The 23747-nt window shown below is 54.5% G+C and carries 23 protein-coding genes; 20 read left to right on the top strand and 3 right to left on the bottom strand.

What is annotated here, in order from left to right:
* The first annotated feature begins 1 nt into the window (after position 1).
* The 16 genes from FGL10_RS06660 (at position 2) to FGL10_RS06580 (ending at position 17185) form a co-directional block, all read left to right on the top strand.
* Positions 2-1015: a Card1-like endonuclease domain-containing protein gene (locus tag FGL10_RS06660; RefSeq protein ID WP_036469997.1), complete on the top strand. Its 1014-nt coding sequence runs from the start codon at positions 2-4 to the stop codon at positions 1013-1015.
* 30 nt (positions 1016-1045) lie between these two features.
* Complete coding sequence (locus tag FGL10_RS06655) at positions 1046-2404, top strand: UDP-N-acetylmuramoyl-tripeptide--D-alanyl-D-alanine ligase (protein WP_003709949.1); 1359 nt, start codon at positions 1046-1048, stop codon at positions 2402-2404.
* Positions 2405-2406: 2 nt separating this feature from the next.
* Positions 2407-2583 carry a hypothetical protein gene (locus FGL10_RS06650; protein ID WP_002218790.1) on the top strand — a complete coding sequence of 59 codons (177 nt, stop codon included), beginning with the start codon at positions 2407-2409 and terminating at the stop codon, positions 2581-2583.
* Between the two features lie 246 nt (positions 2584-2829).
* Complete coding sequence (mraY, locus tag FGL10_RS06640; RefSeq protein WP_013448496.1) at positions 2830-3912, top strand: phospho-N-acetylmuramoyl-pentapeptide-transferase; 1083 nt, start codon at positions 2830-2832, stop codon at positions 3910-3912.
* Positions 3913-4038: 126 nt separating this feature from the next.
* Positions 4039-5067, top strand: coding sequence for an SEL1-like repeat protein (locus tag FGL10_RS06635; RefSeq protein WP_036475173.1), 1029 nt, complete (start codon positions 4039-4041; stop codon positions 5065-5067).
* An 86-nt stretch (positions 5068-5153) separates the two neighbouring features.
* Positions 5154-6491 (top strand): UDP-N-acetylmuramoyl-L-alanine--D-glutamate ligase, encoded by a 1338-nt coding sequence (gene murD, locus FGL10_RS06630; protein ID WP_003711137.1) that lies wholly within the window; start codon positions 5154-5156, stop codon positions 6489-6491.
* 143 nt (positions 6492-6634) lie between these two features.
* A complete protein-coding gene (locus tag FGL10_RS06620) occupies positions 6635-7969 on the top strand; it encodes an FtsW/RodA/SpoVE family cell cycle protein (protein ID WP_036475171.1) in 1335 nt (444 codons plus the stop codon).
* A gap of 3 nt (positions 7970-7972) precedes the next feature.
* The gene (gene murG, locus FGL10_RS06615; RefSeq protein WP_036470468.1) at positions 7973-9040 is read left to right on the top strand and encodes an undecaprenyldiphospho-muramoylpentapeptide beta-N-acetylglucosaminyltransferase; all 1068 of its coding nucleotides are present in this window, start codon (positions 7973-7975) and stop codon (positions 9038-9040) included.
* The gene (locus FGL10_RS12790; protein WP_003711132.1) at positions 9030-9155 is read left to right on the top strand and encodes a hypothetical protein; all 126 of its coding nucleotides are present in this window, start codon (positions 9030-9032) and stop codon (positions 9153-9155) included. The genes murG and FGL10_RS12790 overlap by 11 nt, the downstream gene beginning before the upstream one ends.
* 38 nt (positions 9156-9193) lie before the next feature.
* On the top strand, positions 9194-10603 hold the full coding sequence (gene murC / locus FGL10_RS06610) for a UDP-N-acetylmuramate--L-alanine ligase (protein ID WP_003711131.1): 1410 nt from the start codon (positions 9194-9196) through the stop codon (positions 10601-10603).
* Between the two features lie 147 nt (positions 10604-10750).
* Positions 10751-11665 carry a D-alanine--D-alanine ligase gene (locus tag FGL10_RS06605; RefSeq protein ID WP_003711130.1) on the top strand — a complete coding sequence of 305 codons (915 nt, stop codon included), beginning with the start codon at positions 10751-10753 and terminating at the stop codon, positions 11663-11665.
* The gene (locus FGL10_RS06600; protein WP_003711129.1) at positions 11655-12383 is read left to right on the top strand and encodes a cell division protein FtsQ/DivIB; all 729 of its coding nucleotides are present in this window, start codon (positions 11655-11657) and stop codon (positions 12381-12383) included. The genes FGL10_RS06605 and FGL10_RS06600 overlap by 11 nt, the downstream gene beginning before the upstream one ends.
* Before the next feature lie 85 nt (positions 12384-12468).
* A complete protein-coding gene (gene ftsA / locus FGL10_RS06595; protein ID WP_003711128.1) occupies positions 12469-13713 on the top strand; it encodes a cell division protein FtsA in 1245 nt (414 codons plus the stop codon).
* Between the two features lie 122 nt (positions 13714-13835).
* Positions 13836-15017 (top strand): cell division protein FtsZ, encoded by a 1182-nt coding sequence (gene ftsZ, locus FGL10_RS06590; protein WP_003711127.1) that lies wholly within the window; start codon positions 13836-13838, stop codon positions 15015-15017.
* A 135-nt stretch (positions 15018-15152) separates the two neighbouring features.
* A complete protein-coding gene (locus FGL10_RS06585) occupies positions 15153-16463 on the top strand; it encodes an NCS2 family permease (protein WP_003711126.1) in 1311 nt (436 codons plus the stop codon).
* Positions 16464-16564: 101 nt separating this feature from the next.
* Positions 16565-17185: an L-threonylcarbamoyladenylate synthase gene (locus FGL10_RS06580; RefSeq protein ID WP_036470463.1), complete on the top strand. Its 621-nt coding sequence runs from the start codon at positions 16565-16567 to the stop codon at positions 17183-17185.
* Between the two features lie 162 nt (positions 17186-17347).
* Here the strand turns inward: FGL10_RS06580 and FGL10_RS06575 are convergent, their stop codons facing one another.
* On the bottom strand, positions 17348-17794 hold the full coding sequence (locus FGL10_RS06575) for an Rrf2 family transcriptional regulator (RefSeq protein ID WP_003711123.1): 447 nt from the start codon (positions 17792-17794) through the stop codon (positions 17348-17350).
* A gap of 174 nt (positions 17795-17968) precedes the next feature.
* Here FGL10_RS06575 and FGL10_RS06570 point away from each other — a divergent pair, with 174 nt between their 5' ends.
* Together FGL10_RS06570 and FGL10_RS06565 are read left to right on the top strand one after the other, a co-directional pair.
* Positions 17969-18358, top strand: a complete 390-nt coding sequence (locus FGL10_RS06570) for a hemerythrin domain-containing protein (protein ID WP_036470462.1) — start codon at positions 17969-17971, stop codon at positions 18356-18358.
* 27 nt (positions 18359-18385) lie between these two features.
* Positions 18386-19543, top strand: a complete 1158-nt coding sequence (locus FGL10_RS06565; protein ID WP_003711121.1) for an NnrS family protein — start codon at positions 18386-18388, stop codon at positions 19541-19543.
* A gap of 63 nt (positions 19544-19606) precedes the next feature.
* On the opposite strand, the gene FGL10_RS06560 is transcribed toward FGL10_RS06565, so the two are convergent.
* The gene (locus FGL10_RS06560; RefSeq protein ID WP_003711120.1) at positions 19607-20479 is read right to left on the bottom strand and encodes a prephenate dehydrogenase; all 873 of its coding nucleotides are present in this window, start codon (positions 20477-20479) and stop codon (positions 19607-19609) included.
* 83 nt (positions 20480-20562) lie between these two features.
* On the opposite strand from FGL10_RS06560, the gene FGL10_RS06555 reads away from it, so the two are divergent.
* Both FGL10_RS06555 and FGL10_RS06550 read left to right on the top strand, forming a co-directional pair.
* On the top strand, positions 20563-21375 hold the full coding sequence (locus FGL10_RS06555; RefSeq protein ID WP_036470466.1) for a carbon-nitrogen hydrolase family protein: 813 nt from the start codon (positions 20563-20565) through the stop codon (positions 21373-21375).
* A 98-nt stretch (positions 21376-21473) separates the two neighbouring features.
* On the top strand, positions 21474-22328 hold the full coding sequence (locus tag FGL10_RS06550; protein WP_003711118.1) for a DMT family transporter: 855 nt from the start codon (positions 21474-21476) through the stop codon (positions 22326-22328).
* Positions 22329-22749: 421 nt separating this feature from the next.
* Here FGL10_RS06550 and FGL10_RS06545 read toward each other — a convergent pair whose 3' ends face one another.
* Entirely contained in the window at positions 22750-23268 is a 519-nt protein-coding gene (locus FGL10_RS06545) for an opacity family porin (RefSeq protein WP_036470459.1), read from the bottom strand.
* Positions 23269-23747: the final 479 nt, after the last annotated feature.

Raw genomic sequence — 23747 nt, 5'->3', positions numbered from 1 at the left:
AATGGGTATTTACCGTTGCAATAAATGCGGTTGCATGAATGAGCATTACTACGAATCCGGAATGAGTGAAATTGCCTGTCCAAAATGCACGGCTCCGGTTAGGGTTTACGACACTTTATTTTTTGTCAGTAAATTGTTGGAACGTTATTTCTCGGTAAACCGGGAATTGCAGGCTTTGAAGCAACAGGAAGACGGCGGTGAGGAAAATGCACAACAAGATACCGGTTCGGAAAACCAAAATTATAACCTGCTGACAGGCGTTAATTTATCGGAAACTGACATTTTGGCTACTGAAAAACAGCATGAACCGATACGCCAATGGTTTGCCTGGGCCAATATTGTGCCGATGTTTAACTTGCAGGCGGTCAATATGAGCGGTTTTTTTGATGAGGCTGCCGCTAAATTGGGCGGTAATTATCAGATTACTAAAAATATGTTGGGCCAGATTATTCGGGCATACGGCCACAACCACACAAGCATTAGTTTGGATATCGGCAAAATGTCGCAAAAAGACGGGCAGACAATGAATAACCTATGCCGGCAATTTTATAGCCATACTTTGTTTTCTAAGTATTTTTATCAGAAACAGGAAAAAATTGTCCGCTTGAACCTGCAACGTGCCACTGCCATCAAACACTTTTTTTGCGGCGGTTGGCTTGAATGGTTTGCCTTGGGCAAAATGCTTGAAGAAGCAAAACAAAAAGGCAAGGATTATGCTTTTTCTTGCGCTAGAAATGTGAAAATCGAATTCGGCAATGAAGATAAACAGGAGTTGGATGTCGTATTTTTACCGATGGGTAAAGAGCCGGTTGTGGTGGAATGTAAATCAGGGGAATTCAGACGGGACATTGAAAAATATGTACGTTTGAAAAAACGGTTGAATTTGCCGGATGAACGCTTTGTGATACTGGCTGCCGATTTAGAGGAAAGTCAGGCGGCGGCATTGGGCAGTATGTACGGTTTAACTTTTGTTACACCTAAATCTATGATGAAACATTTACAGATGGTGATGTGAGGCCGTCTGAAAAAATAAACGGAAGAAACCATGAAACCACTGGATCTAAATTTCATCTGCCAAGCCCTCAAGCTTCCGATGCCGTCTGAAAACAAACCCGTGTCGCGCATCGTAACCGACAGCCGCGACATCCGCGTAGGCGATGTGTTTTTCGCATTGGCGGGCGGGCGGTTTGACGCGCATGATTTTGTTGAAGACGTATTGGCTGCGGGTGCGGCGGCGGTTGTGGTTTCGCGCGAAGATTGCGCGTCTTTGAAAGACGCGTTGAAAGTTGATGACACGCTTGCCGCATTGCAAACGCTGGCAAAGGCGTGGCGTGAAAATGTGAATCCGTTTGTGTTCGGCATTACCGGTTCGGTCGGCAAGACGACGGTAAAGGAAATGCTGGCTGCGGTATTGCGCCGCCGTTTCGGCAATGATGCCGTTTTGGCGACGGCGGGCAATTTCAACAACCACATCGGATTGCCGCTTACTTTGTTGAAATTAAACGAAAAACACCGCTATGCCGTGATTGAAATGGGCATGAACCATTTTGGCGAACTGGCGGTTTTAACGCAAATCGCCAAACCCGATGCCGCCTTGGCCAACAATGCCCTGCGCGCCCATATCGGCTGCGGTTTTGACGGAGTGGGCGATATTGCCAAAGCGAAAAGCGAGATTTATCAAGGCTTATGTTCAGACGGCATTGCGCTGATTCCTCAAGAAGATGCCAATCTGGCTGTTTTCAAAACGGCAACGCTTAATTTGAATACGCACACTTTCGGTATCGATAGCGGCGATGTCCACGCGGAAAATATCGTGCTGAAACCTTTGTCGTGCGAATTTGATTTGGTGTGCGGCGACGAACGCGCAGCCGTGGTGCTGCCTGTTCCCGGCCGCCACAATGTCCACAACGCCGCCGCTGCCGCCGCGCTGGCTTTGGCTGCGGGTTTGGGTTTGAACGATGTGGCGGAAGGTTTGAAAGGTTTCAGCAATATCAAAGGCCGTCTGAACGTCAAATCCGGCATCAAAGGCGCGACCCTGATTGATGATACCTACAATGCGAATCCCGACAGTATGAAAGCCGCGATTGACGTGTTGGCGCGTATGCCTGCGCCGCGTATTTTCGTGATGGGCGATATGGGCGAACTGGGCGAGGACGAAGCAGCCGCCATGCACGCCGAAGTCGGCGCGTATGCCCGCGACCAAGGCATCGAAGCGGCTTATTTTGTCGGCGACAACAGCGTCGAAGCGGCGGAAACATTTGGCGCAGACGGTTTGTGGTTCGCCGCCAAAGACCCGTTGATTCAAGTGTTGCGCCACGATTTGCCCGAACGCGCCACCGTGTTGGTGAAAGGTTCGCGCTTTATGCAGATGGAAGAAGTGGTCGAGGCATTGGAGGATAAGTGAAAATGAAAAGCCGACGTTTTTTTAAAGCCTTATTGCTGATTGCCGCACTGGTCGGCGCGTTTTATGCCGGAATGCGGACGCAGGCGTATCTTTATGAAGATTTATGTTTAGACTTGGGCGGCGGCAAAAATCCGGGGAGTTACCCGATTTGCGTGATTGAGAAAGTCCCTGCACGTTAATCTGCAAAAGCCGTCCGAAACCTTGCCGGGCGGTAAGCCAACCTCAAACGGGCGCAAGCCCGATGTATAGTGGATTAACAAAAATCAGGACAAGGCGACGAAGCCGCAGACAGTACAAATAGTACGGAACCGATTCACTTGGTGCTTGAGCACCTTAGAGAATCGTTCTCTTTGAGCTAAGGCGAGGCAACGCCGTACTGGTTTTTGTTAATCCACTATAACGACAAAACAAAAAAAGGAAGCCCCATGTTTTTATGGCTCGCACATTTCAGCAACTGGTTAACCGGCCTGAATATTTTTCAATACACCACATTCCGCGCCGTCATGGCGGCGTTGACCGCCTTGGCGTTTTCCCTGATGTTCGGTCCGTGGACGATACGCAGGCTGACCGCGCTCAAATGCGGGCAGGCAGTGCGTACCGACGGCCCGCAAACCCACCTCGTCAAAAACGGCACGCCGACGATGGGCGGTTCGCTGATTCTGACTGCCATTACCGTGTCCACCCTGTTGTGGGGCAACTGGGCGAACCCGTATATCTGGATTCTCTTGGGCGTACTGCTTGCCACCGGTGCGCTCGGTTTTTACGACGACTGGCGCAAAGTCGTCTATAAAGACCCCAACGGCGTGTCCGCCAAATTCAAAATGGTGTGGCAGTCAAGCGTTGCCGTTATCGCCGGTTTGGCATTGTTTTACCTTGCCGCCAATTCCGCCAACAATATTTTGATTGTCCCGTTCTTCAAACAAATCGCCCTGCCGCTGGGCGTGGCCGGCTTTTTGGTGTTGTCTTACCTGACCATCGTCGGCACATCCAACGCCGTCAACCTCACCGACGGCTTGGACGGCCTTGCCGCCTTCCCCGTCGTCCTCGTTGCCGCCGGACTTGCCATTTTCGCCTACGTCAGCGGACACTACCAATTTTCCCAATACCTCCAGCTTCCCTATGTCGCCGGTGCGAACGAAGTCGCTATATTCTGCACCGCCATGTGCGGCGCGTGCCTCGGATTTTTGTGGTTCAACGCCTATCCCGCGCAAGTCTTTATGGGCGATGTCGGCGCGCTGGCATTGGGTGCCGCGCTCGGTACCGTTGCCGTCATCGTCCGCCAAGAGTTTGTCCTCGTCATTATGGGCGGATTATTTGTCGTAGAAGCCGTGTCCGTTATGCTTCAGGTCGGCTGGTACAAAAAAACCAAAAAACGCATCTTCCTGATGGCGCCCATCCACCACCATTACGAACAAAAAGGCTGGAAAGAAACCCAAGTCGTCGTCCGCTTTTGGATTATTACCATCGTCTTGGTATTGATCGGCTTGAGTACCCTCAAAATCCGCTGAACCTATGCCGTCTGAACACCTTTCAGACGGCATTTGAACGCGCAATAAACCTGCGGCGGCAATCCGCCCCGCCTTATCGTTAACGGCGGCTGAAACCTCGCCTTATACTGAAACAGGAGAGAAACCATGAAACAGACAGTCAAATGGCTTGCCGCCGCCCTGATTGCCTTGGGCTTGAACCAAGCGGCGTGGGCGGATGACGTATCGGATTTTCGGGAAAACTTGCAGGCGGCAGCACAGGGAAATGCAGCAGCCCAATTCAATTTGGGTGTGATGTATGAAAATGGACAAGGAGTTCGTCAAGATTATGTACAGGCAGTGCAGTGGTATCGCAAGGCTTCAGAACAAGGGGATGCCCAAGCCCAATTCAATTTGGGCGTGATGTATGCCGAAGGACAAGGCGTGCGCCAAGATTACGTCGAGGCGGTCAAATGGTTTCGGCAGGCGGCGGATCAGGGGTTAGCCCAAGCCCAATACAATTTGGGCTTGATGTATGGCACAGGACGCGGCGTGCACCAAGACGATGCCGAAGCGGTCAGATGGTATCGGCAGGCGGCGGAGCAGGGGTATGCCGTAGCCCAAACCAATTTGGGCTTGATGTATGGCACAGGACGCGGCGTGCGCCAAGACGATGCCGAAGCGGTCAGATGGTATCGGCAGGCGGCAGCGCAGAGGGATGCCGCAGCCCAAACCAATTTGGGCGGGATGTATAAAGATGGACGCGGCGTGCGCCAAGATGATGCCGAAGCGGTCAGATGGTTTCGGCAGGCGGCGGATCAGGGGTTAGCCCAAGCCCAATTCAATTTGGGCAATATGTATGCCAACGGACGCGGCGTGCGCCGGGATGATGCCGAAGCGGTCAAATGGTATCGGCAGGCGGCGGAACAGGGGTTAGCCCAAGCCCAAAACAATTTGGGCGTGGCGTATGAAAATGGACAAGGTGTGCGTCAAGACGATGCCGAAGCGGTCAGATGGTATCGGCAGGCGGCGGAACAGGGGTTAGCCCAAGCCCAATTCAATTTGGGCGGGATGTATGCCGAAGGACGCGGCGTGCGCCAAGACCTCGCCCTTGCACAAGAATGGTACGGTAAGGCTTGTCAAAACGGAGACCAAAAAGCCTGCGACAATTACCAACGCCTGAAGGCGGGTTATTGAACAGCTCGCGATGCCGTCTGAAAGCGGCTTGGGCAGGGGGCGGACATCTCTCTGTTCAATATGATTTGTTTTAGGACAAAACCACAATGACTTTCCAAAACAAAAAAATCCTCGTCGCCGGACTTGGCGGCACGGGTATTTCCATGATTGCCTACCTGCGCAAAAACGGCGCGGAGGTTGCCGCTTATGATGCGGAGCTGAAACCGGAGCGGGTGTCGCAAATCGGTAAGATGTTTGACGGGCTGGTGTTTTATACGGGCCGTCTGAAAGATGCGCTCTCCAACGGTTTCGATATTCTGGCGCTCAGCCCGGGCATCAGCGAGCGGCAGCCGGATATCGAGGCGTTCAAGCAAAACGGCGGGCGCGTGTTGGGCGACATCGAATTGCTGGCGGACATTGTGAACCGCCGCGGCGACAAGGTGATTGCGATTACCGGCAGCAACGGCAAAACCACGGTAACGAGCCTGGTCGGCTATCTCTGCATCAAGTGCGGGCTGGATACCGTTATCGCGGGCAATATCGGCACGCCGGTTTTGGAGGCGGAATGGCAGCGCGAAGGCAAAAAGGCGGATGTGTGGGTGTTGGAGCTTTCCAGCTTCCAACTGGAAAACACTGAAAGCCTGCGCCCGACTGCGGCGACGGTGCTGAACATTTCCGAAGACCATCTCGACCGTTACGACGACTTGCTCGACTACGCGCATACCAAGGACAAGATTTTCCGTGGCGACGGTGTGCAGGTTTTGAATGCGGACGACGTCTTCTGTCGCGCGATGAAACGGGCAGGGCGCGAGGTAAAATGGTTTTCGTTGGAACACGAAGCTGATTTCTGGTTGGAACGCGAGACAGGCCGCCTGAAACAAGGCGATGAAGATTTGATTGCCACACAAGACATTCCTCTGCAAGGCTTGCACAACGCCGCCAACGTGATGGCTGCCGTCGCCTTGTGCGAAGCCGTCGGTTTGCCGCGAAACGAGTTGCTCGAACACGTTAAAACCTTCCAAGGCCTGCCGCACCGCGTGGAAAAAATCGGCGAGAAAAACGGCGTGGTGTTTATCGACGACAGCAAAGGCACGAACGTCGGCGCGACTGTCGCCGCGATTGCCGGTTTGCAAAATCCGCTCTTCGTGATTTTGGGCGGCATGGGCAAAGGGCAGGACTTCACGCCTCTGCGCGACGCGTTGAAGGATAAGGCAAAAGGCGTGTTCTTAATTGGTGTCGATGCGCCGCAAATCCGACGCGATTTGGACGGCTGTGGTCTGAATATGACCGACTGCGCCACTTTGGAAGAAGCCGTTCAGACGGCATACGCCCGAGCCGAAGCGGGCGATATTGTGTTGCTCAGCCCGGCTTGCGCGAGTTTCGATATGTTTAAAGGCTACGCGCACCGTTCGGAAGTGTTTATCGAAGCGTTCAAGGCTTTGTGATGCCGTCTGAAACGCAAACGCCGTCATTGTTGGGCGGCAAGTAAAGATTTAGAATACCGATTTGGGATGTATCGTATGTTCGGACGGCATTGTCTGCCGTCTGAAATTTTTGCCCTTTGCGGCAGGTGCAAACAGACTGACAGGTGGTTTTTTTGAAGATTTCGGACATATTGGTAAAGGCGGGGAGCAGTATCCATACCGTGCTGCTCGACAGGCAGGTCGTGCGCGACGGCAGGAAATTCGACACGCCGCTTTTGTGGATGCTGGTGCTGATGACGGCATTCGGCCTGTTGATGATTTATTCGGCTTCGGTGGATTCGGCGGTGCGCGAAGGCGGCAGCCAATTCGGTTATGCCGGCAAACAGGCGGGATTTGTCGCTGCCTTCGCCGCCATCTTCGCCCTCATCTACGGTTTCTGTAGTTTTTTTAATAAAAAAAAGTTTCTTAATATGAAAACGTTGCGGCGGCTTGTGCCGTGGATATTCGCCGGTTCGTTTATGTCCCTGGTCGTCGTGCTGGTTGTCGGCAATGAAGTCAATGGTGCGAAACGTTGGATTCCCTTGTTTGGATTCAATGCCCAGCCGACCGAGTTGTTCAAGCCGGCGGTCATTCTTTATCTGGCCAGCCTGTTTACCCGCCGCGAAGAAGTGTTACGCAGTATGGAACACCTCGGCTGGCGGTCGATTTGGCGGGGGATTGCCAATCTGGCGATGTCCTTCACCAATCCTCAGGCGCGCCGCGAAACCAAAGAAATGTATAACCGCTTCCGGTCGATTATCCTGCCTATCGTGCTGGTGGCGCTCGGCTTGACGCTGGTGATGTTCCAGCCGGATTTCGGTTCGTTTGTCGTGATTACCGTCATTACTGTCGGATTGCTGTTCCTTGCGGGTTTGCCGTGGAAATATTTTTTCATTCTGGTGGGCAGTGTTTTGACCGGGATGGCGCTGATGATTGCCGCCGCCCCTTACCGTATGCAAAGGGTGCTGACCTTTCTCGATCCCTGGCAGGACAAACAGAACACAGGCTACCAGCTTACCCAGTCGCTGATGGCGATCGGGCGGGGCGACTGGTTCGGTATGGGTTTGGGGGCGAGTTTGAGCAAACGCGGGTTTCTGCCGGAAGCGCATACCGATTTTATTTTCGCCATTATTGCCGAAGAATTCGGTTTCTTCGGTATGTGCGTGCTGGTGTTCTGTTACGGCTGGCTGGTCGTACGCGCGTTTTCCATCGGCAAACAGGCGCGTGATTTGGGGCTGGGCTTCAGTGCCTATATCGCTTTCGGCATCGGCATTTGGATCGGTATCCAAAGTTTCTTCAACATCGGCGTGAATATCGGCGCGTTGCCGACCAAAGGCCTGACGCTGCCGCTGATTTCTTACGGCGGTTCGGCAGTGTTGTCAACGCTTTTCAGTATGGTGCTGCTGTTGCGTATCGATTATGAAAACCGCCAAAAAATGCGCGGTTACCAAGTGGAGTAAATGATGGGCGGTAAAACCTTTATGCTGATGGCGGGCGGAACGGGCGGTCATATTTTCCCTGCGCTGGCGGTGGCAGATTCGTTGCGCGCGCGCGGCCATCATGTAATTTGGCTGGGCAGCAAGGATTCGATGGAAGAGCGTATCGTGCCGCAATACGGCATACGCTTGGAAACGCTGGCGATTAAAGGCGTGCGCGGCAACGGCATCAAACGCAAGCTGATGCTGCCGTTTACTCTGTACAAAACCGTCCGCGAGGCGCAGCGGATTATCCGCAAACACCGCGTCGAGTGCGTTATCGGGTTCGGCGGCTTCGTTACCTTCCCCGGCGGTTTGGCGGCGAAACTCTTGGGCGTGCCGATTGTGATTCACGAGCAAAATGCCGTAGCCGGTTTGTCCAACCGCCACCTGTCGCGCTGGGCGAAGCGGGTGTTGTACGCTTTCCCTAAAGCGTTCAGCCATGAAGGCGGTTTGGTCGGCAACCCCGTCCGCGCCGATATTGCCAAGCTGCCCGCGCCTGCCGAACGCTTTGAAGGGCGTGAAGGCCATCTGAAAATTTTGGTGGTCGGCGGCAGTTTGGGCGCAGACGTTTTGAACAAAACCGTACCGCAGGCATTGGCTTTGCTGCCCGAAGATGCGCGTCCGCAGATGTATCACCAATCGGGCCGGGGCAAGCTGGGCGGACTGCAGGCGGATTACGACGCGCTGGGCGTGAAATCCGAATGCGTGGAATTTATTACCGACATGGTGTCCGCCTACCGCGATGCCGACTTGGTCATCTGCCGTGCCGGCGCGCTGACGATTGCCGAATTGACGGCGGCGGGGCTGGGCGCGCTGTTGGTGCCGTATCCTTACGCCGTCGACGACCATCAAACCGCCAACGCGCGTTTTATGGTGCAGGCGGAGGCGGGATTGCTGTTGCCGCAAAGTCAGTTGACGGCGGAAAAACTCGCCGAAATCCTCGGCAGCCTGAACCGAGAAAAGTGCCTCAGATGGGCGGAAAACGCCCGCAAGCTGGCACTGCCGCACAGCGCGGACGATGTGGCGGAAGCCGCCGTCGCGTGTGCGCTCTGACGCAAAGGCAAACGGCGCGGCGGTGCAAATGCCGTCTGAACGGAGGCTTTCAGACGGCATCCGTTTGAATTTGCCGGAAAACTATGGCGCACAATCGGTCAGACCTTTAAAATAACGCCTTTGCACATTAGAAACCAACCGGAACGCAGCATTATGATGAAAAATCGAGTCAGCAACATCCATTTTGTCGGTATCGGCGGAGCCGGTATGAGCGGTATCGCCGAAGTCTTGCACAATTTGGGCTTTAAAGTTTCCGGTTCGGATCAGGCGCGAAATGCCGCTACCGAGCATTTGGGCAGCCTAGGCATCCAAGTTTATCCCGGTCATACCGCCGAACACGTCAACGGCGCGGATGTTGTCGTTACCTCTACCGCCGTCAAAAAAGACAATCCCGAAGTCGTTGCCGCGCTGGAGCAGCAAATCCCCGTCATTCCGCGCGCCCTGATGCTGGCGGAGCTGATGCGCTTCCGTGACGGCATCGCCATCGCCGGTACGCACGGCAAAACCACGACCACCAGCCTGACCGCCTCCATCCTCGGTGCGGCAGGACTCGACCCCACTTTCGTTATCGGCGGCAAACTCAATGCCGCAGGTACTAACGCCCGCTTGGGCAAAGGCGAATACATCGTCGCCGAAGCCGACGAATCCGATGCATCCTTCCTGCATCTGACCCCGATTATGTCCGTCGTCACCAATATCGACGAAGACCATATGGATACCTACGGACACAGTGTCGAAAAACTGCATCAGGCGTTTGTCGATTTTATCCACCGTATGCCGTTTTACGGCAAAGCCTTTTTGTGTGTCGACAGCGAACACGTCCGCGCGATTCTGCCCAAAGTGAGCAAACCCTACGCCACCTACGGTTTGGACGATGCCGCCGACATCTACGCCACCGACATCGAAAACGTCGGCGCGCAAATGAAGTTTACCGTTCATGTTCAAATGAAAGGACATGAGCAGGAGTCGTTTGAAGTCGTGCTGAATATGCCCGGCAGACACAACGTGCTGAACGCATTGGCAGCCATCGGCGTGGCGCTGGAAGTCGGCGCATCGGTTGAAGCGATCCAAAAAGGCTTGCTCGGCTTTGAAGGTGTCGGCCGCCGCTTCCAAAAATATGGCGACATCAAGTTGCCAAACGGCGGAACCGCTTTGCTGGTGGACGACTACGGACACCACCCTGTCGAAATGGCGGCAACCCTCGCCGCCGCACGCGGCGCGTATCCGGAAAAACGTTTGGTACTCGCCTTCCAGCCGCACCGCTATACCCGCACGCGCGATTTGTTTGAAGACTTTACCAAAGTACTCAATACCGTTGATGCGCTGGTGCTGACCGAAGTTTATGCCGCCGGTGAAGAACCGGTTGCCGCCGCCGATTCCCGCGCCCTTGCCCGCGCCATCCGCGTGTTGGGCAAACTCGAGCCGATTTACTGCGAAAACGTCGCCGACCTGCCCGAAATGCTATTAAACGTTTTACAGGATGGCGACATCGTGTTGAATATGGGGGCGGGCAGTATCAACCGCGTGCCTGCCGCGCTGCTGGAGCTGTCGGAGAAAGCCTGAACGCCGTTTATCGTGATGCTGCGACAGCCGCCCGATGAAGCAATGTTCCATCAGGCGGGGCAAACAAGATTAAGGCTGTCTGAACACCCGGTTTACTTTCAGACGGCCTGTATCAAAAAATAAAGCAATCAAGAAAGAACAAACACAATGCAGGATTTTGGCAAAGTAGCCGTGTTAATGGGCGGCTTCTCCAGCGAACGAGAAATCTCGCTGGACAGCGGCACCGCCATTTTGAACGCCTTAAAAAGCAAAGGCATAGACGCACACGCCTTCGATCCTAAAGAAACGCCCTTATCCGAATTGAAGGAGCGGGGCTTTCAGACGGCATTCAACACCCTTCACGGCGTTTACGGCGAAGACGGTGCGGTTCAAGGCGCGTTGGAACTGTTGGGCATTCCTTACACCGGCAGCGGTGTCGCCGCCTCCGCCATCGGGATGGACAAATACCGCTGCAAACTGATTTGGCAAGCCTTGGGACTGCCCGTTCCCGAGTTCGCCGTCCTGCACGACGACTCCGATTTCGATGCCGTCGAAGAAAAATTAGGCCTGCCGATGTTTGTGAAACCGGCAGCCGAAGGCAGCAGCGTCGGCGTGGTGAAAGTCAAAGAAAAAGGCCGTCTGAAAAGCGTTTACGAAGAATTGAAACACCTCCAGGGCGAAATCATTGCCGAGCGGTTTATCGGCGGCGGCGAATATTCCTGCCCCGTGTTGAACGGCAAAGGTCTGCCGAGCATACACATCATCCCGGCGACCGAGTTCTACGATTACGAAGCCAAATACAACCGCGACGACACGGTTTATCAATGCCCGGCCGAAGACTTGGGCGAGGCTGAAGAAACCCTGATGCGCTCCCTGGCGGTACGGGGGGCGCAGGCAATCGGCGCGGCGGGCTGCGTGCGCGTCGATTTCCTCAAAGATACCGACGGCAAACTTTACCTTTTGGAAATCAACACCCTGCCCGGTATGACGAGCCACAGTTTAGTACCGAAATCCGCCGCCCGGACAGGCGTGGGTTTTGCCGATTTATGCATTGAAATTTTGAAGACCGCATATGTGGGATAATGCCGAAGCAATGGAACGGCTGACGCGCCGGCTGCTCGCCGTAATGGCGGTGCTGCTGGCCTCGTCGGGACTCGTTTGGTTTTACAATTCAAATCACCTTCCCGTCAAAAAGGTATTGCTGAAGGGCGATTTGGTTTATTCCGATCGGAAAGTACTGGGTAATCTGGCAAGGAAATATATTCACGGGAATATATTGCGGGCGGATATTGACGGGGCGCAGGAAGCCTACCGCCGATACCCGTGGATTGCGTCCGCGAAGGTGCGCCGCCTGTTCCCCGATACGGTTGAAATCGTCCTGACGGAACGCAAGCCGGTTGCGCGTTGGGGCGGCAGCACCTTGGTGGACGGCGATGGGAATGTCTTTAAGGCACATTTGGACAGCCCCGGCCTGCCGGTATTCAGGGGCGCGGAAGGAACGTCTGCCGACATACTCCGCCATTACGGCGAATTTTCGGCAATTTTGGCAAAACAGGGTTTGGGCATCAAAGAAATAAGCTACACGGCGCGTTCGGCGTGGATTGTCGTGTTGGACAACAACATCACGGTCAGGCTCGGGCGGGAAAACGATATACGGCGCCTCAGGCTTTTTGCCGAAGCCTGGCAGCATTTGTTGCGTAAAAATAAAAATCGGTTATCCTATGCGGATATGAGGTACAAAGACGGATTTTCGGTCCGCTACCGCACCGACGGTTTGCCTGAAGAAGAATCCGGAGAATAGGGAAAACAGGTATCGGCAGATTGCAGCCGTGCCGTCTGAAAGCGGCGGGGCACAAATTTCAATTAGTTTTAAGGGCAGATGAACAATGGAACAACAGAAAAGATACATCAGCGTATTGGATATCGGCACATCCACAGTTTTGGCACTGATCGGCGAAGTCCAAGATGACAATGAAATTCACATTGTCGGCTTGGGGCAGTCGCCTTCCCGAGGTTTGCGCGCAGGTATGGTGACCAATATCGATGCCACCGTCCAGGCCATCAGACAGGCAGTCGATGATGCGGAGCGGATGGCGGATACGAAAATTACCGGCGTTACCACAGGCATTGCGGGAAACCACATCCGCAGCCTCAATTCGCAAGGCGTAGTCAAAATCAAAGACGGGGAGGTTACGCAGGCAGACATCGACCGCGCCATTGAAACGGCAAAGGCAATCAATATCCCGCCCGATCACAAGATTTTGCACGCCGTCGTCCAAGATTACATTATTGATACCCAGGCAGGCGTGAAAGAACCCATCGGTATGAGCGGCGTACGATTGGATACCAGGGTGCACATTGTTACCGGAGCGGGTACGGCGGTGCAGAATATCCGCAAGTGTATCGAACGGTGCGGCCTGAAGGTGGAAGAAGTGATGCCGCAACCGTTGGCAAGCGGCCAGGCAGTGTTGACCGAAGACGAAAAAGAACTCGGCGTGTGCGTCATCGACATCGGCGGCGGCACGACCGACATCGCCGTTTATACCAACGGGGCCATCCGCCATACTTCCGTCATCCCGGTCGGCGGCAATTCGATTACCAAAGATTTGTCCCAATCGTTAAGAACGCCGTACGATTCCGCAGAGTACATCAAAACCCATTACGGCATCGCATTTCAGGACAAGGAGGGGGCGAACGAGATGATTGAAGTCCCGTGTGTGGGAGACCAAAAATCGCGCCAAGTTTCCAGTGAGGTTCTCGCACTCATCATCGGCGCGCGCATCGAAGAAATTTTAGGGGTGGTGTCGGGCGAATTGGAAAAATCAGGCTTTCCAAAAGAAGTGCTGACCGCAGGCATCGTCCTGACCGGCGGCACGGCGATGATGACCGGCATTGCAGAACTTGCTGAAAAAGTGTTCGGCCTGCCCGTGCGTATCGGCTCGCCCCAGGAGGTCGGCGGGCTTTCGGATCGTGTCCGCATACCGCGTTATGCTACCGCCGTCGGGCTGCTGCACGAAGCGCGCAAATCGAAAGGAGATTTATTGCAGCCGCAGGCCGGTACGGTACGGGAAAGTAAAGAAAGCGGAGGTTTGTGGTCGAGGTTGAAGAGGTGGATTGAAAACAACCTCTAAACAGGCGGGCCGGCGTTTGACAGGGTAAGAAGTATTTTGCAAGTAACAAGATACTTCTTATATAATAAGAAATAATAATTTATTTTCAACCGTCCTCTGAATGGGCGAGCAGGAGTTTTTGAATGGAATTTGTTTACGACGTGGCAGAATCGGCAGTCAGCCCCGCAGTGATTAAAGTCATCGGATTGGGCGGCGGCGGCTGTAATGCAATCAACAATATGGTTGCCAACAATGTGCGCGGTGTGGAGTTTATCAGTGCCAATACGGATGCGCAGTCTTTGGCAAAAAACCATGCGGCGAAGAGAATCCAGTTGGGTACGAATCTGACACGCGGTTTGGGTGCGGGCGCGAATCCCGATATCGGCCGCGCGGCCGCCCAAGAGGATAGGGAAGCCATTGAAGAAGCCATTCGCGGTGCAAATATGCTCTTTATTACGACCGGGATGGGCGGCGGTACCGGTACCGGTTCGGCTCCGGTTGTTGCCGAAATCGCCAAGTCGCTGGGCATCCTGACGGTTGCCGTGGTTACCCGGCCGTTCGCATATGAAGGCAAACGCGTCCATGTCGCGCAGGCAGGTTTGGAACAATTGAAAGAACACGTCGATTCGCTGATTATTATCCCAAACGACAAATTGATGACGGCTTTAGGCGAAGACGTAACCATGCGCGAAGCCTTCCGCGCCGCCGACAATGTATTGCGCGATGCCGTTGCCGGCATTTCCGAAGTGGTTACTTGTCCGAGCGAAATCATCAACCTTGATTTTGCAGATGTGAAAACCGTGATGAGTAATCGCGGTATCGCTATGATGGGTTCGGGCTATGCCCAAGGTATCGACCGTGCCCGTATGGCGACCGACCAGGCCATTTCCAGCCCTCTGTTGGATGACGTAACCTTGGATGGTGCGCGCGGTGTGCTCGTCAATATTACAACCGCACCCGGTTGTCTGAAAATGTCCGAGCTGTCCGAGGTGATGAAAATCGTCAACCAAAGCGCGCATCCTGATTTGGAATGCAAATTCGGTGCGGCAGAAGACGAAACTATGAGCGAAGATGCGATCCGGATTACCATTATCGCAACCGGTTTGAAAGAAAAAGGCGCGGTCGGACCGGCGGTTTCCGCAAAGGACGACGAACGGGCGGCCGCACCGAAACAAGGGCAGGGTAATAATGTTGAAGGCATGATTCGTACCAATAGGGGCATCCGTACGATGAACCTTACCGCTGCGGATTTCGACAATCAGTCCGTCCTTGACGATTTTGAAATCCCGGCGATTTTGCGCCGTCAGCACAATTCAGACAAATAATGTGCCGTTTGCCGTAAACCCATTGCCTCCCGAACCGGTTTTCCTGGTTTGGGAGGTATGTTTTTCAAGATGTTGCAATTTCGTACGGTTTGCGGTCGGCGGATTCAGATTTTTCCACTATACAGACTTTCAGATATGGACACTTCAAAACAAACACTGTTGGACGGGATTTTTAAGCTGAAGGCAAGCGGTACGACGGTGCGTACGGAGTTGATGGCGGGTTTGACGACCTTTTTGACGATGTGCTACATCGTTATCGTCAACCCCCTGATTTTGGGCGAGACCGGAATGGATATGGGGGCGGTATTCGTCGCCACCTGTATCGCATCCGCCATCGGCTGCTTTGTTATGGGTTTTGTCGGCAACTATCCGATTGCGCTTGCACCGGGTATGGGTTTGAACGCGTATTTTACCTTTGCGGTCGTTAAAGGTATGGGTGTGCCTTGGCAGGTGGCTTTGGGTGCGGTCTTTATTTCAGGTTTGATTTTCATCCTGTTTAGCTTTTTCAAAGTCAGGGAAATGCTGGTCAACGCACTGCCTATGGGTTTGAAAATGTCGATTGCCGCCGGTATCGGTTTGTTTTTGGCACTGATTTCTCTGAAAGGCGCGGGTATTATCGTTGCCAATCCGGCAACCTTGGTCGGCTTGGGCGATATTCATCAGCCGTCCGCGTTGTTGGCGTTGTTCGGTTTTGCCATGGTGGTCGTATTGGGGCATTTCCGCGTTCAAGGCGCAATCATCATCACCATTTTGACGATTACCGTCATTGCCGGCCTGATGGGTTTGAACGAGTTTCACGGCATCATCGGCGAAGTGCCGAGCATTGCGCCGACTTTTATGCAGATGGATTTTAAAGGTCTGTTTACCGTCAGCATGGTCAGTGTGATTTTCGTCTTTTTCCTGGTCGATCTGTTTGACAGTACCGGAACGCTGGTCGGTGTATCGCATCGTGCAGGGCTTTTGGTGGACGGCAAGCTGCCCCGCCTGAAGCGCGCACTGCTGGCCGATTCGACCGCTATTGTGGCGGGTGCGGCTTTGGGTACTTCTTCGACAACGCCTTATGTGGAAAGCGCGGCGGGCGTATCGGCAGGAGGCCGGACAGGACTGACGGCGGTTACCGTCGGCGTATTGATGCTCGCCTGCCTGATGTTTTCGCCGTTGGCGAAAAGTGTTCCGGCATTTGCCACCGCGCCCGCCCTGCTTTATGTCGGCACGCAGATGCTCCGCAGCGCCCGGGATATTGATTGGGACGATATGACCGAAGCCGCGCCTGCGTTCCTGACCATTGTTTTCATGCCGTTTACTTATTCGATTGCAGACGGCATCGCCTTCGGCTTCATCAGTTATGCCGTAGTCAAACTTTTGTGCCGCCGGACCGGGGATGTTCCGCCTATGGTATGGGTTGTTGCCGTATTGTGGGCATTGAAATTCTGGTATTTGGGCTGATTGATTCGATATTAAAAATGCCGTCTGAAAGGTTTTCAGACGGCATTTTGTTTGGCGTTTGGGCGTACAATACGGAAAACATGACGATAAGGACGCAAACTATGGCACAGTTTTTCGCCGTTCATCCCGACAACCCCCAAGAACGCCTCATCAGGCAGGTGGTCGAAATCCTCAATAAAGGCGGCGTGGTGGTTTATCCGACCGATTCGTGTTACGCCTTAGGTTGCAAACTTGGCGATAAGGCGGCAATGGAACGCATACTCTCCATCCGAAAAATCGATTTGAAACACCATCTGACCCTGATGTGCGCCGATTTGAGCGAGTTGGGCACATATGCCGAAATCGACAACGTACAGTTTCGTCAGCTTAAAGCCGCCACGCCCGGGCCTTATACTTTTATTTTGCAGGCGACGAAGGATGTGCCGGCGCGCACGCTGCACCCGAAACGCAAAACCATCGGGCTGCGTATTCCCGGCAATGCCGTTGCACAAGCCCTGCTGGAGGAGTTGGGCGAACCGCTTTTAAGCTGCACCCTGATGCTGCCCGAAGACGGCGAACCATTGACCGACCCTTATGAAATCCGCGAGCGTTTGGAACACGCCGTCGATTTGGTGATTGACGGCGGCTGGTGCGGAACCGATCCGGCCACCGTCATCGATATGACCGACGGCACGGAATTGGTGCGCCGGGGTTGCGGCGATACGGCGGTGTTCGGTTTGTAGGGAAACGGATGCCGTCTGAAGCATCAGCCGTTCAGACGGCATCGCGCGCCTTGCCGGCAGAAATCCGAAATGCCGGCACACATTGTACCCGGGTGGAACATCCGTCTGAAACATCAAATAAGATGCCGTCTGAAAACGGGTTCGGACGGCATTTTTGCAGCTTCAGCTTTTCGCCACAATCGGGATTTTCGATTCGTAAAGCAGGTCGTAAGTCGGTTTGTTGAGCAGGTCTTGGAGCGTGAAGCCGTCCAAATAGGTAAAAAACGACTTCATCGCGCCGCCGAGTATGCCCGTCAGACGGCAGGACGGCGTAATCAGGCATTCGTTGTTCGGGCCCATACATTCGACCAGCTGCATCGGTTCGAGATGGCGGACGACCGCGCCGATATTGATGCGTTCGGGCGGCGATGCCAGCCTCAGCCCGCCGCCTTTTCCGCGTACGCTGTGTAAGAACCCGCCTTTGACCAGCGCGGTAACCACCTTCATCAAATGGCTTTTGGAAATGCCGTAGGTCGAGGCGATGGTGGCGATGTTGACCAGCGCGTCGTCGTTGACGGCGGTGTAGATGAGGACGCGCAGCCCGTAGTCCGTATGTTGTGTCAAATACATGATTTTCTCGGTATGGATCGTTATTCTTATCGGTACGGTTTAAGTTTCACGGAAAATACCTTATATGGTTGAAACCCTGTCCGTCGGGGCGGTAGAATGCAGCCTGCCTGCGGCGGTATGCCGTCTGAAGCACCCGTCCTGCCGTTTGATAATTTGTTATTGTAACTCAAAATGATGAAACCGTTGAAACGACATCCCTCCCTTATCGGGCTTTCGCGCGACCACCACCATTCGCTTTCCCTGTGCGTGCGGCTGCTGCGTACGCCGGAAGAGGGGCATCGGGACGAACTCGAACCGCATTTTGCCGAACTGGAAATCCATTTCTGTGAAGAGGAAACCATGTTTGCCCCGATTTGGCAGAACATCGCCCCCGAATTGAAAAAACGTTTCGAGAAAGACCACGCCCGACTGCGGCAGATGATGGCGCAACCCGAATACGGGAGCAAAATATGGAACACGGATTTTGCCGTCACGCTCCGCGATCACGCGCGGTTTGAAGAACGCGAGCTGTTTCCCGCCGCCGAACCGTTTTTGCCGTCCGAGCCTGCCGGTTCGGAGGGGTAAAATATTAACGACAAATAAGGAACACGAATGAGCGCATTTACCAAGCACCCCGTCTGGGCAATGGCGTTCCGCCCGTTTTATTCGCTGGCGGCGCTGTACGGCGCATTGTCCGTATTGCTGTGGGGTTTCGGCTATACGGGAACGCCGGATCTACCCGGTTTTTACTGGCACGCGCATGAGATGATTTGGGGTTATGCCGGCCTCGTCGTCGTCGCCTTCCTGCTGACCGCCGTCGCCACTTGGACGGGGCAGCCGCCTACGAGGGGCGGCGTTCTGGTCGGGCTGACCGCCTTTTGGCTGGCTGCGCGGATTGCCGCCTTTATCCCGGGTTGGGGTGCGGCGGCAAGCGGCATACTCGGCACGCTGTTTTTCTGGTATGGCGCGGTGTGTATGGCTTTGCCCGTCATCCGTTCGCAGAATCAGCGCAATTATGCCGCCGTGTTCGCGCTGTTCGTCTTGGGCGGCACGCACGCGGCGTTCCACGTCCAACTGCACAACGGCAATTTCGAGGGGCTGTTGGGCGGTTTGCAGTCGGGGCTGATTATGGTGTCGGGCTTTATCGGTCTGATCGGGATGCGGATTATTTCGTTTTTTACGTCCAAACGTTTGAACGTGCCGCAGATTCCCAGTCCGAAATGGGTGGCGCAGGCTTCGCTGTGGCTGCCTATGTTGACCGCCATGCTGATGGCGCACGGCGCGCTGCCTTGGCTGTCTGCCGTTTTCGCGTTTGCGGCAGGCGTGATCTTTACCGTGCAGGTGTACCGCTGGTGGTATAGGCCCGTGTTGAAAGAACCGATGCTGTGGATTCTGTTTGCCGGTTATCTGTTTACCGGATTGGGGCTGATTGCGGTCGGCGCGTCTTATTTCAAACCTGCCTTCCTCAATTTGGGCGTGCACCTGATCGGCGTGGGCGGCATCGGCGTGCTGACTTTGGGCATGATGGCGCGTACCGCGCTCGGTCATACGGGCAATCCCATTTATCCGCCGCCCAAATCCGTTCCTGTCGCATTTTGGCTGATGATGGCGGCAACTGCCGTCCGCATGGTTGCCGTATTTTCTTCCGGTACCGCCCATACGCACAGCATACGCACCTCTTCGGTTTTGTTTGCCCTCGCGCTTTTGGTGTATGCGTGGAAGTATATTCCTTGGCTGATCCGTCCGCGCTCCGACGGCAGGCCCGGTTGAGTAAAACCGCCGCAGATTCCCGGTCTGCGGCGGTTTCGGTTTGGGCGCGATGCCGTCTGAACCTCAATTTTCATCAGACTGGCCGTCGCGCGTGGCTTTGGCTTCTTCAAAATAACGGTACAGGGAGGGGCGGTCCCGGTTAAGTAGGATGGTTTCCAAAGTGTCCAACTGCCTGCCCAAACCCCGAACCAGCTCCAACAGGTTGTCCCTGTTGGCAAGGCAGATGTCCGCCCACACGGCAGGGTGGCCGGAAGCGATGCGGGTAAAGTCCTCAAAGCCCGTGGCGGCAAATTTCAGATACGCCTTTCCGTCGGGGTGGTCGAAAAGCTGGTGGACATAGGCGAAGGCGGCAAGGTGGGGCATATGGGAGACGGCGGCAAAAACCGCATCGTGTTTTTGCGCGTCCATCGTATAAATTTCGGCTCCGACGGCGCGCCACAGGTTTTCTATCAATGCGATGCCGTCTGAATCTTCGCCGCCGTGTGGTGTGATGATGAGTTTTCTATTTTGGAACAGGCCGTACTGCGCCGAATCTGCCCCGCTTTTGTCGGAGCCGGCAATCGGGTGCGCGGCGATGCAGCGGTGAATGCTGTCGGGCAGGCAGCGTCGGAAAGCCTCGATAACGGAGATTTTGGTGCTGCCGACATCGGAAATCCAAGTGTGTTCCGGCAAAACGGGGCGCAGCGCGGTCAAAATGGCGGGAACGGTGGCGACGGGCGTGGCAATCAGCACCAAATCCGCACCGCCGATGCTGTCCGCGTCGATGGCAACGGACGCACGGTCAATCACGCCGCGCTCCAGCGCACGTTGCAGGTTGTCGCGGTCGGTGTCGATACCGGTAACGGTGCGGACGAGTCCCTGCCTTTTGAGGTCGAGAACGAACGAACCGCCGATCAGCCCTACACCGATGAGGGCAATATGGTTCAAAATGGGCATTTGTGTAAAGATTTTCGTCAACTGCCGTTATGGTAGCGTATCGGCGGAATATGCCGCAAGGTCGGCAGGAAAAAGGAGAAGAAATGGACAAAATCAGAGTTGCCGCCGTGCAGATGGTGTCGGGCGTGTCGCCGGAAACCAACGTCGCCGCCATGAAACGCCTGGTCGCACGGGCGGCGGAGCAGGGTGCGGATTGGGTGCTGCTGCCCGAATATTGGGTGCTGATGGGCGCAAACGATACCGACAAACTCACGCTTGCCGAGCCTTTGGGCGGCGGGCGTTTTCAGACGGCATTGAGTGAAACGGCGAAAGAATGCGGCGTGGTGCTGTTCGGCGGAACCGTGCCGCTGCAAAGCCGCGAGGCGGGCAAAGTGATGAATACGATGTTGGTGTACGGACAGGACGGCGTAAGGACGGGTCTGTACCACAAAATGCACCTCTTCGGCTTTTCCGGTTTGGGCGAACGCTATGCCGAAGCCGATACCATCCGCGCGGGGTGGGAAGTGCCGCACTTGTCGGCAGAGGGCGTGCCGGTGGCGGCAGGTATTTGTTACGATGTCCGCTTTCCCGAATTTTTCCGCCGCCAGCTGCCGTTTGACGTATTGATGCTTCCGGCGGCATTTACCCACACGACGGGCAAGGCGCATTGGGAGTTGCTGCTGCGCGCGCGTGCGGTGGAGAACCAATGTTATGTTGTCGCGGCGGCGCAGGGCGGATTGCACGAAAACGGCAGGCGCACATTCGGACACAGTATGATTGTCGATCCGTGGGGCGACGTATTGGACGTATTGCCCGAAGGCGAAGGCATCGTTACGGCAGACATCGATGCCAACCGCCTGAACAGCGTCCGCAGCCGCCTGCCCGCTCTGAAACACCGGGTTTTGGATGCCGTCTGAAGCGTTCAGACGGCATTGCCGGCGATGAAATATCTGTTTTATCAGGCGGGGCAACAGCCTTTTTACTTTTTGTATAACCATCCGACTTTATCACTCATATGTTTTACCAAATCCTTGCCCTGATTATCTGGAGCAGCTCGTTTATTGCCGCCAAATATGCCTATGGCGGCATCGATCCCGCACTGATGGTCGGCGCGCGCCTGCTGATTGCCGCGCTTTTGGTGCTGCCCGCCTGCCGCCGGCATATCGGCAAGATTCCGCGCGAGGAATGGAAGCCCCTGCTGATTGCGGCGTTTGTCAACTATGTGCTGACCCTGATGCTGCAGTTTGTCGGACTAAAATATACGTCTGCCGCCAGCGCATCGACCATCGTCGGACTCGAGCCGCTGCTGATGGTGTTTGTCGGACACTTCTTTTTCAACGACAAAGCGCGTGCCTACCACTGGATATGCGGTGTGGCAGCGTTTGTCGGCATTGCGCTGCTGATGGCGGGCGGTGCGGAAGAGGGTGGCGAAGTCGGCTGGTTCGGCTGTCTTCTGGTGCTGCTTGCAGGAATCGGTTTCTGCACGGCAGTCCGCCCGACGCAAAGGCTGATTGCCCGCATCGGCGCACCGGCATTCACATCTGTTTCCATTGCCGCCGCATCGCTGATGTGCCTGCCGTTTTCGCTTGCCCTGGCGCAGAGTTATACCGTGCATTGGAGCTGGCAGGGCGTGGTGTCGCTGCTGTATTTGGGCGTGGGGTGCAGCTGGTACGCCTATTGGTTGTGGAACAAGGGGATGAGCCGTGTTCCTGCCAACGTGTCGGGACTGTTGATTTCGCTCGAACCCGTCGTCGGCGTGCTGTTGGCGGTTTTGATTTTGGGCGAACATTTGTCGCCCGTATCCGCCTTGGGCGTGTTTGTCGTCATCGCCGCCACGCTTGCCGCCGCCCGGCTGTCGCATCAAAAATAAAGTTAGGAAGCGGTGTTTGATGATTGCCGAATAGGCGGAAATCTTTGCGCCGTCATTCCCGCGCAGGCGGGAATCCGGTTTTTTGAGTTTCGGTTATTTCCGACAAATTGCCGCAGCGTCGGATGCCCGGATTCCCGCCTGCGCGGGAATGACGAGAAAAGTAATGCGCCCCTTTGATGGGGTGCAATATATAAGGTTTTGGGTTTCTGTTTTTTGGGAATGATGGGATTTTAGGTTTCTGTTTTCGCGGGAATGACGATTTAGAAGTTGCCTGAAATTCAAAAAAACGAAGCTTAAAAAAACGGATTCCCATTTTTTGCGGGAATGACGGGATTTTAGGCATTTGTTTTTGATTTTTGCGGAAACGGAAAACCGCCGCAATGGCGGCGGTCGGCTTGCCGGCGGATGCCGGTTTCGGGGGTTAGAATTTCACACGGACACCGGCGGTATATTCGTTGGCAAATACCCTTGTATCGTCAAGTTTGCCCAAATAATTGAAGCGGTAGCCCAAATCCAAAGTAACGTTGGGAGCGACTTCAAAGCCGACACCGCCCAATGCGCCGATGCTTGCTTTGGTTTTACTGTATTTTCCGTCTTCATCTTTTACGGTCAATCGGTTCAGTCCCAAACGCGCGCCGACATAAGGTTTGACGATGGAATTGGTGTTGAAGTCTTTGATGACGGCAACGCCTGCGCCTTGGAGTGTGGCGGTAGCGTCGTCAATTTTGTCGCGGACGCGGTAGTAGTCTGCGGCAATACGCATATCGCCGGCATCGAAGCCGACGGAAACGCGCGGGAGGAAATTGTTGAATGTTTCGCCATCGGCGTGGATGGAGGCAAGACCCGCATCGCCCTGTACATAAACGCCCGGTTGGTTGTCGGCGGCAAATGCGGCAGCGGGAAGGGCAAGCACGGTTAATGCAGTAAGGAGTTTTTTCATTTCTTGATTCCTAAAAATGTTCAAAATTTTTTGAATATCGGAATCCGTTAGGGAATCCGTTAGGGAATCCGTTAGGGAATCCGTTAGGGAATCCGTTAGGGAATCCGTTAGGGAATCCGTTAGGGAATCCGTTAGGGAATCCGTTAGGGAATCCGTTAGGGAATCCGTTAGGGAATCCGTTAGGGAATCCCATTCCATTATACAATATTTTTTTTTCAAATCTTTGCCCGCCTCCGGCTTTTTTATAGCAAATTAACAAAAACCAGTACGGCGTTGCCTCGCCTTAGCTCAAAGAGAACGATTCTCTAAGGTGCTCAAGCACCAAGTGAATCGGTTCCGTACTATTTGTACTGTCTGCGGCTTCGTCGCCTTGTCCTGATTTTTGTTAATCCACTATATCGTTCCTGCCTGTCCGGTTTTGCCCGTGGCTTTTGTTGCCGCCTGCTTGTGCCGGTGTGCTAAAATTTTCCGTTTCCGCG

The organism is Neisseria lactamica, assembly GCF_901482445.1.
Taxonomy (GTDB): Bacteria; Pseudomonadota; Gammaproteobacteria; order Burkholderiales; family Neisseriaceae; genus Neisseria; species Neisseria lactamica.
The sequence above is the reverse complement of the archived record's forward strand: the minus strand, read 5'-3'. Positions and strand labels throughout refer to the sequence as shown.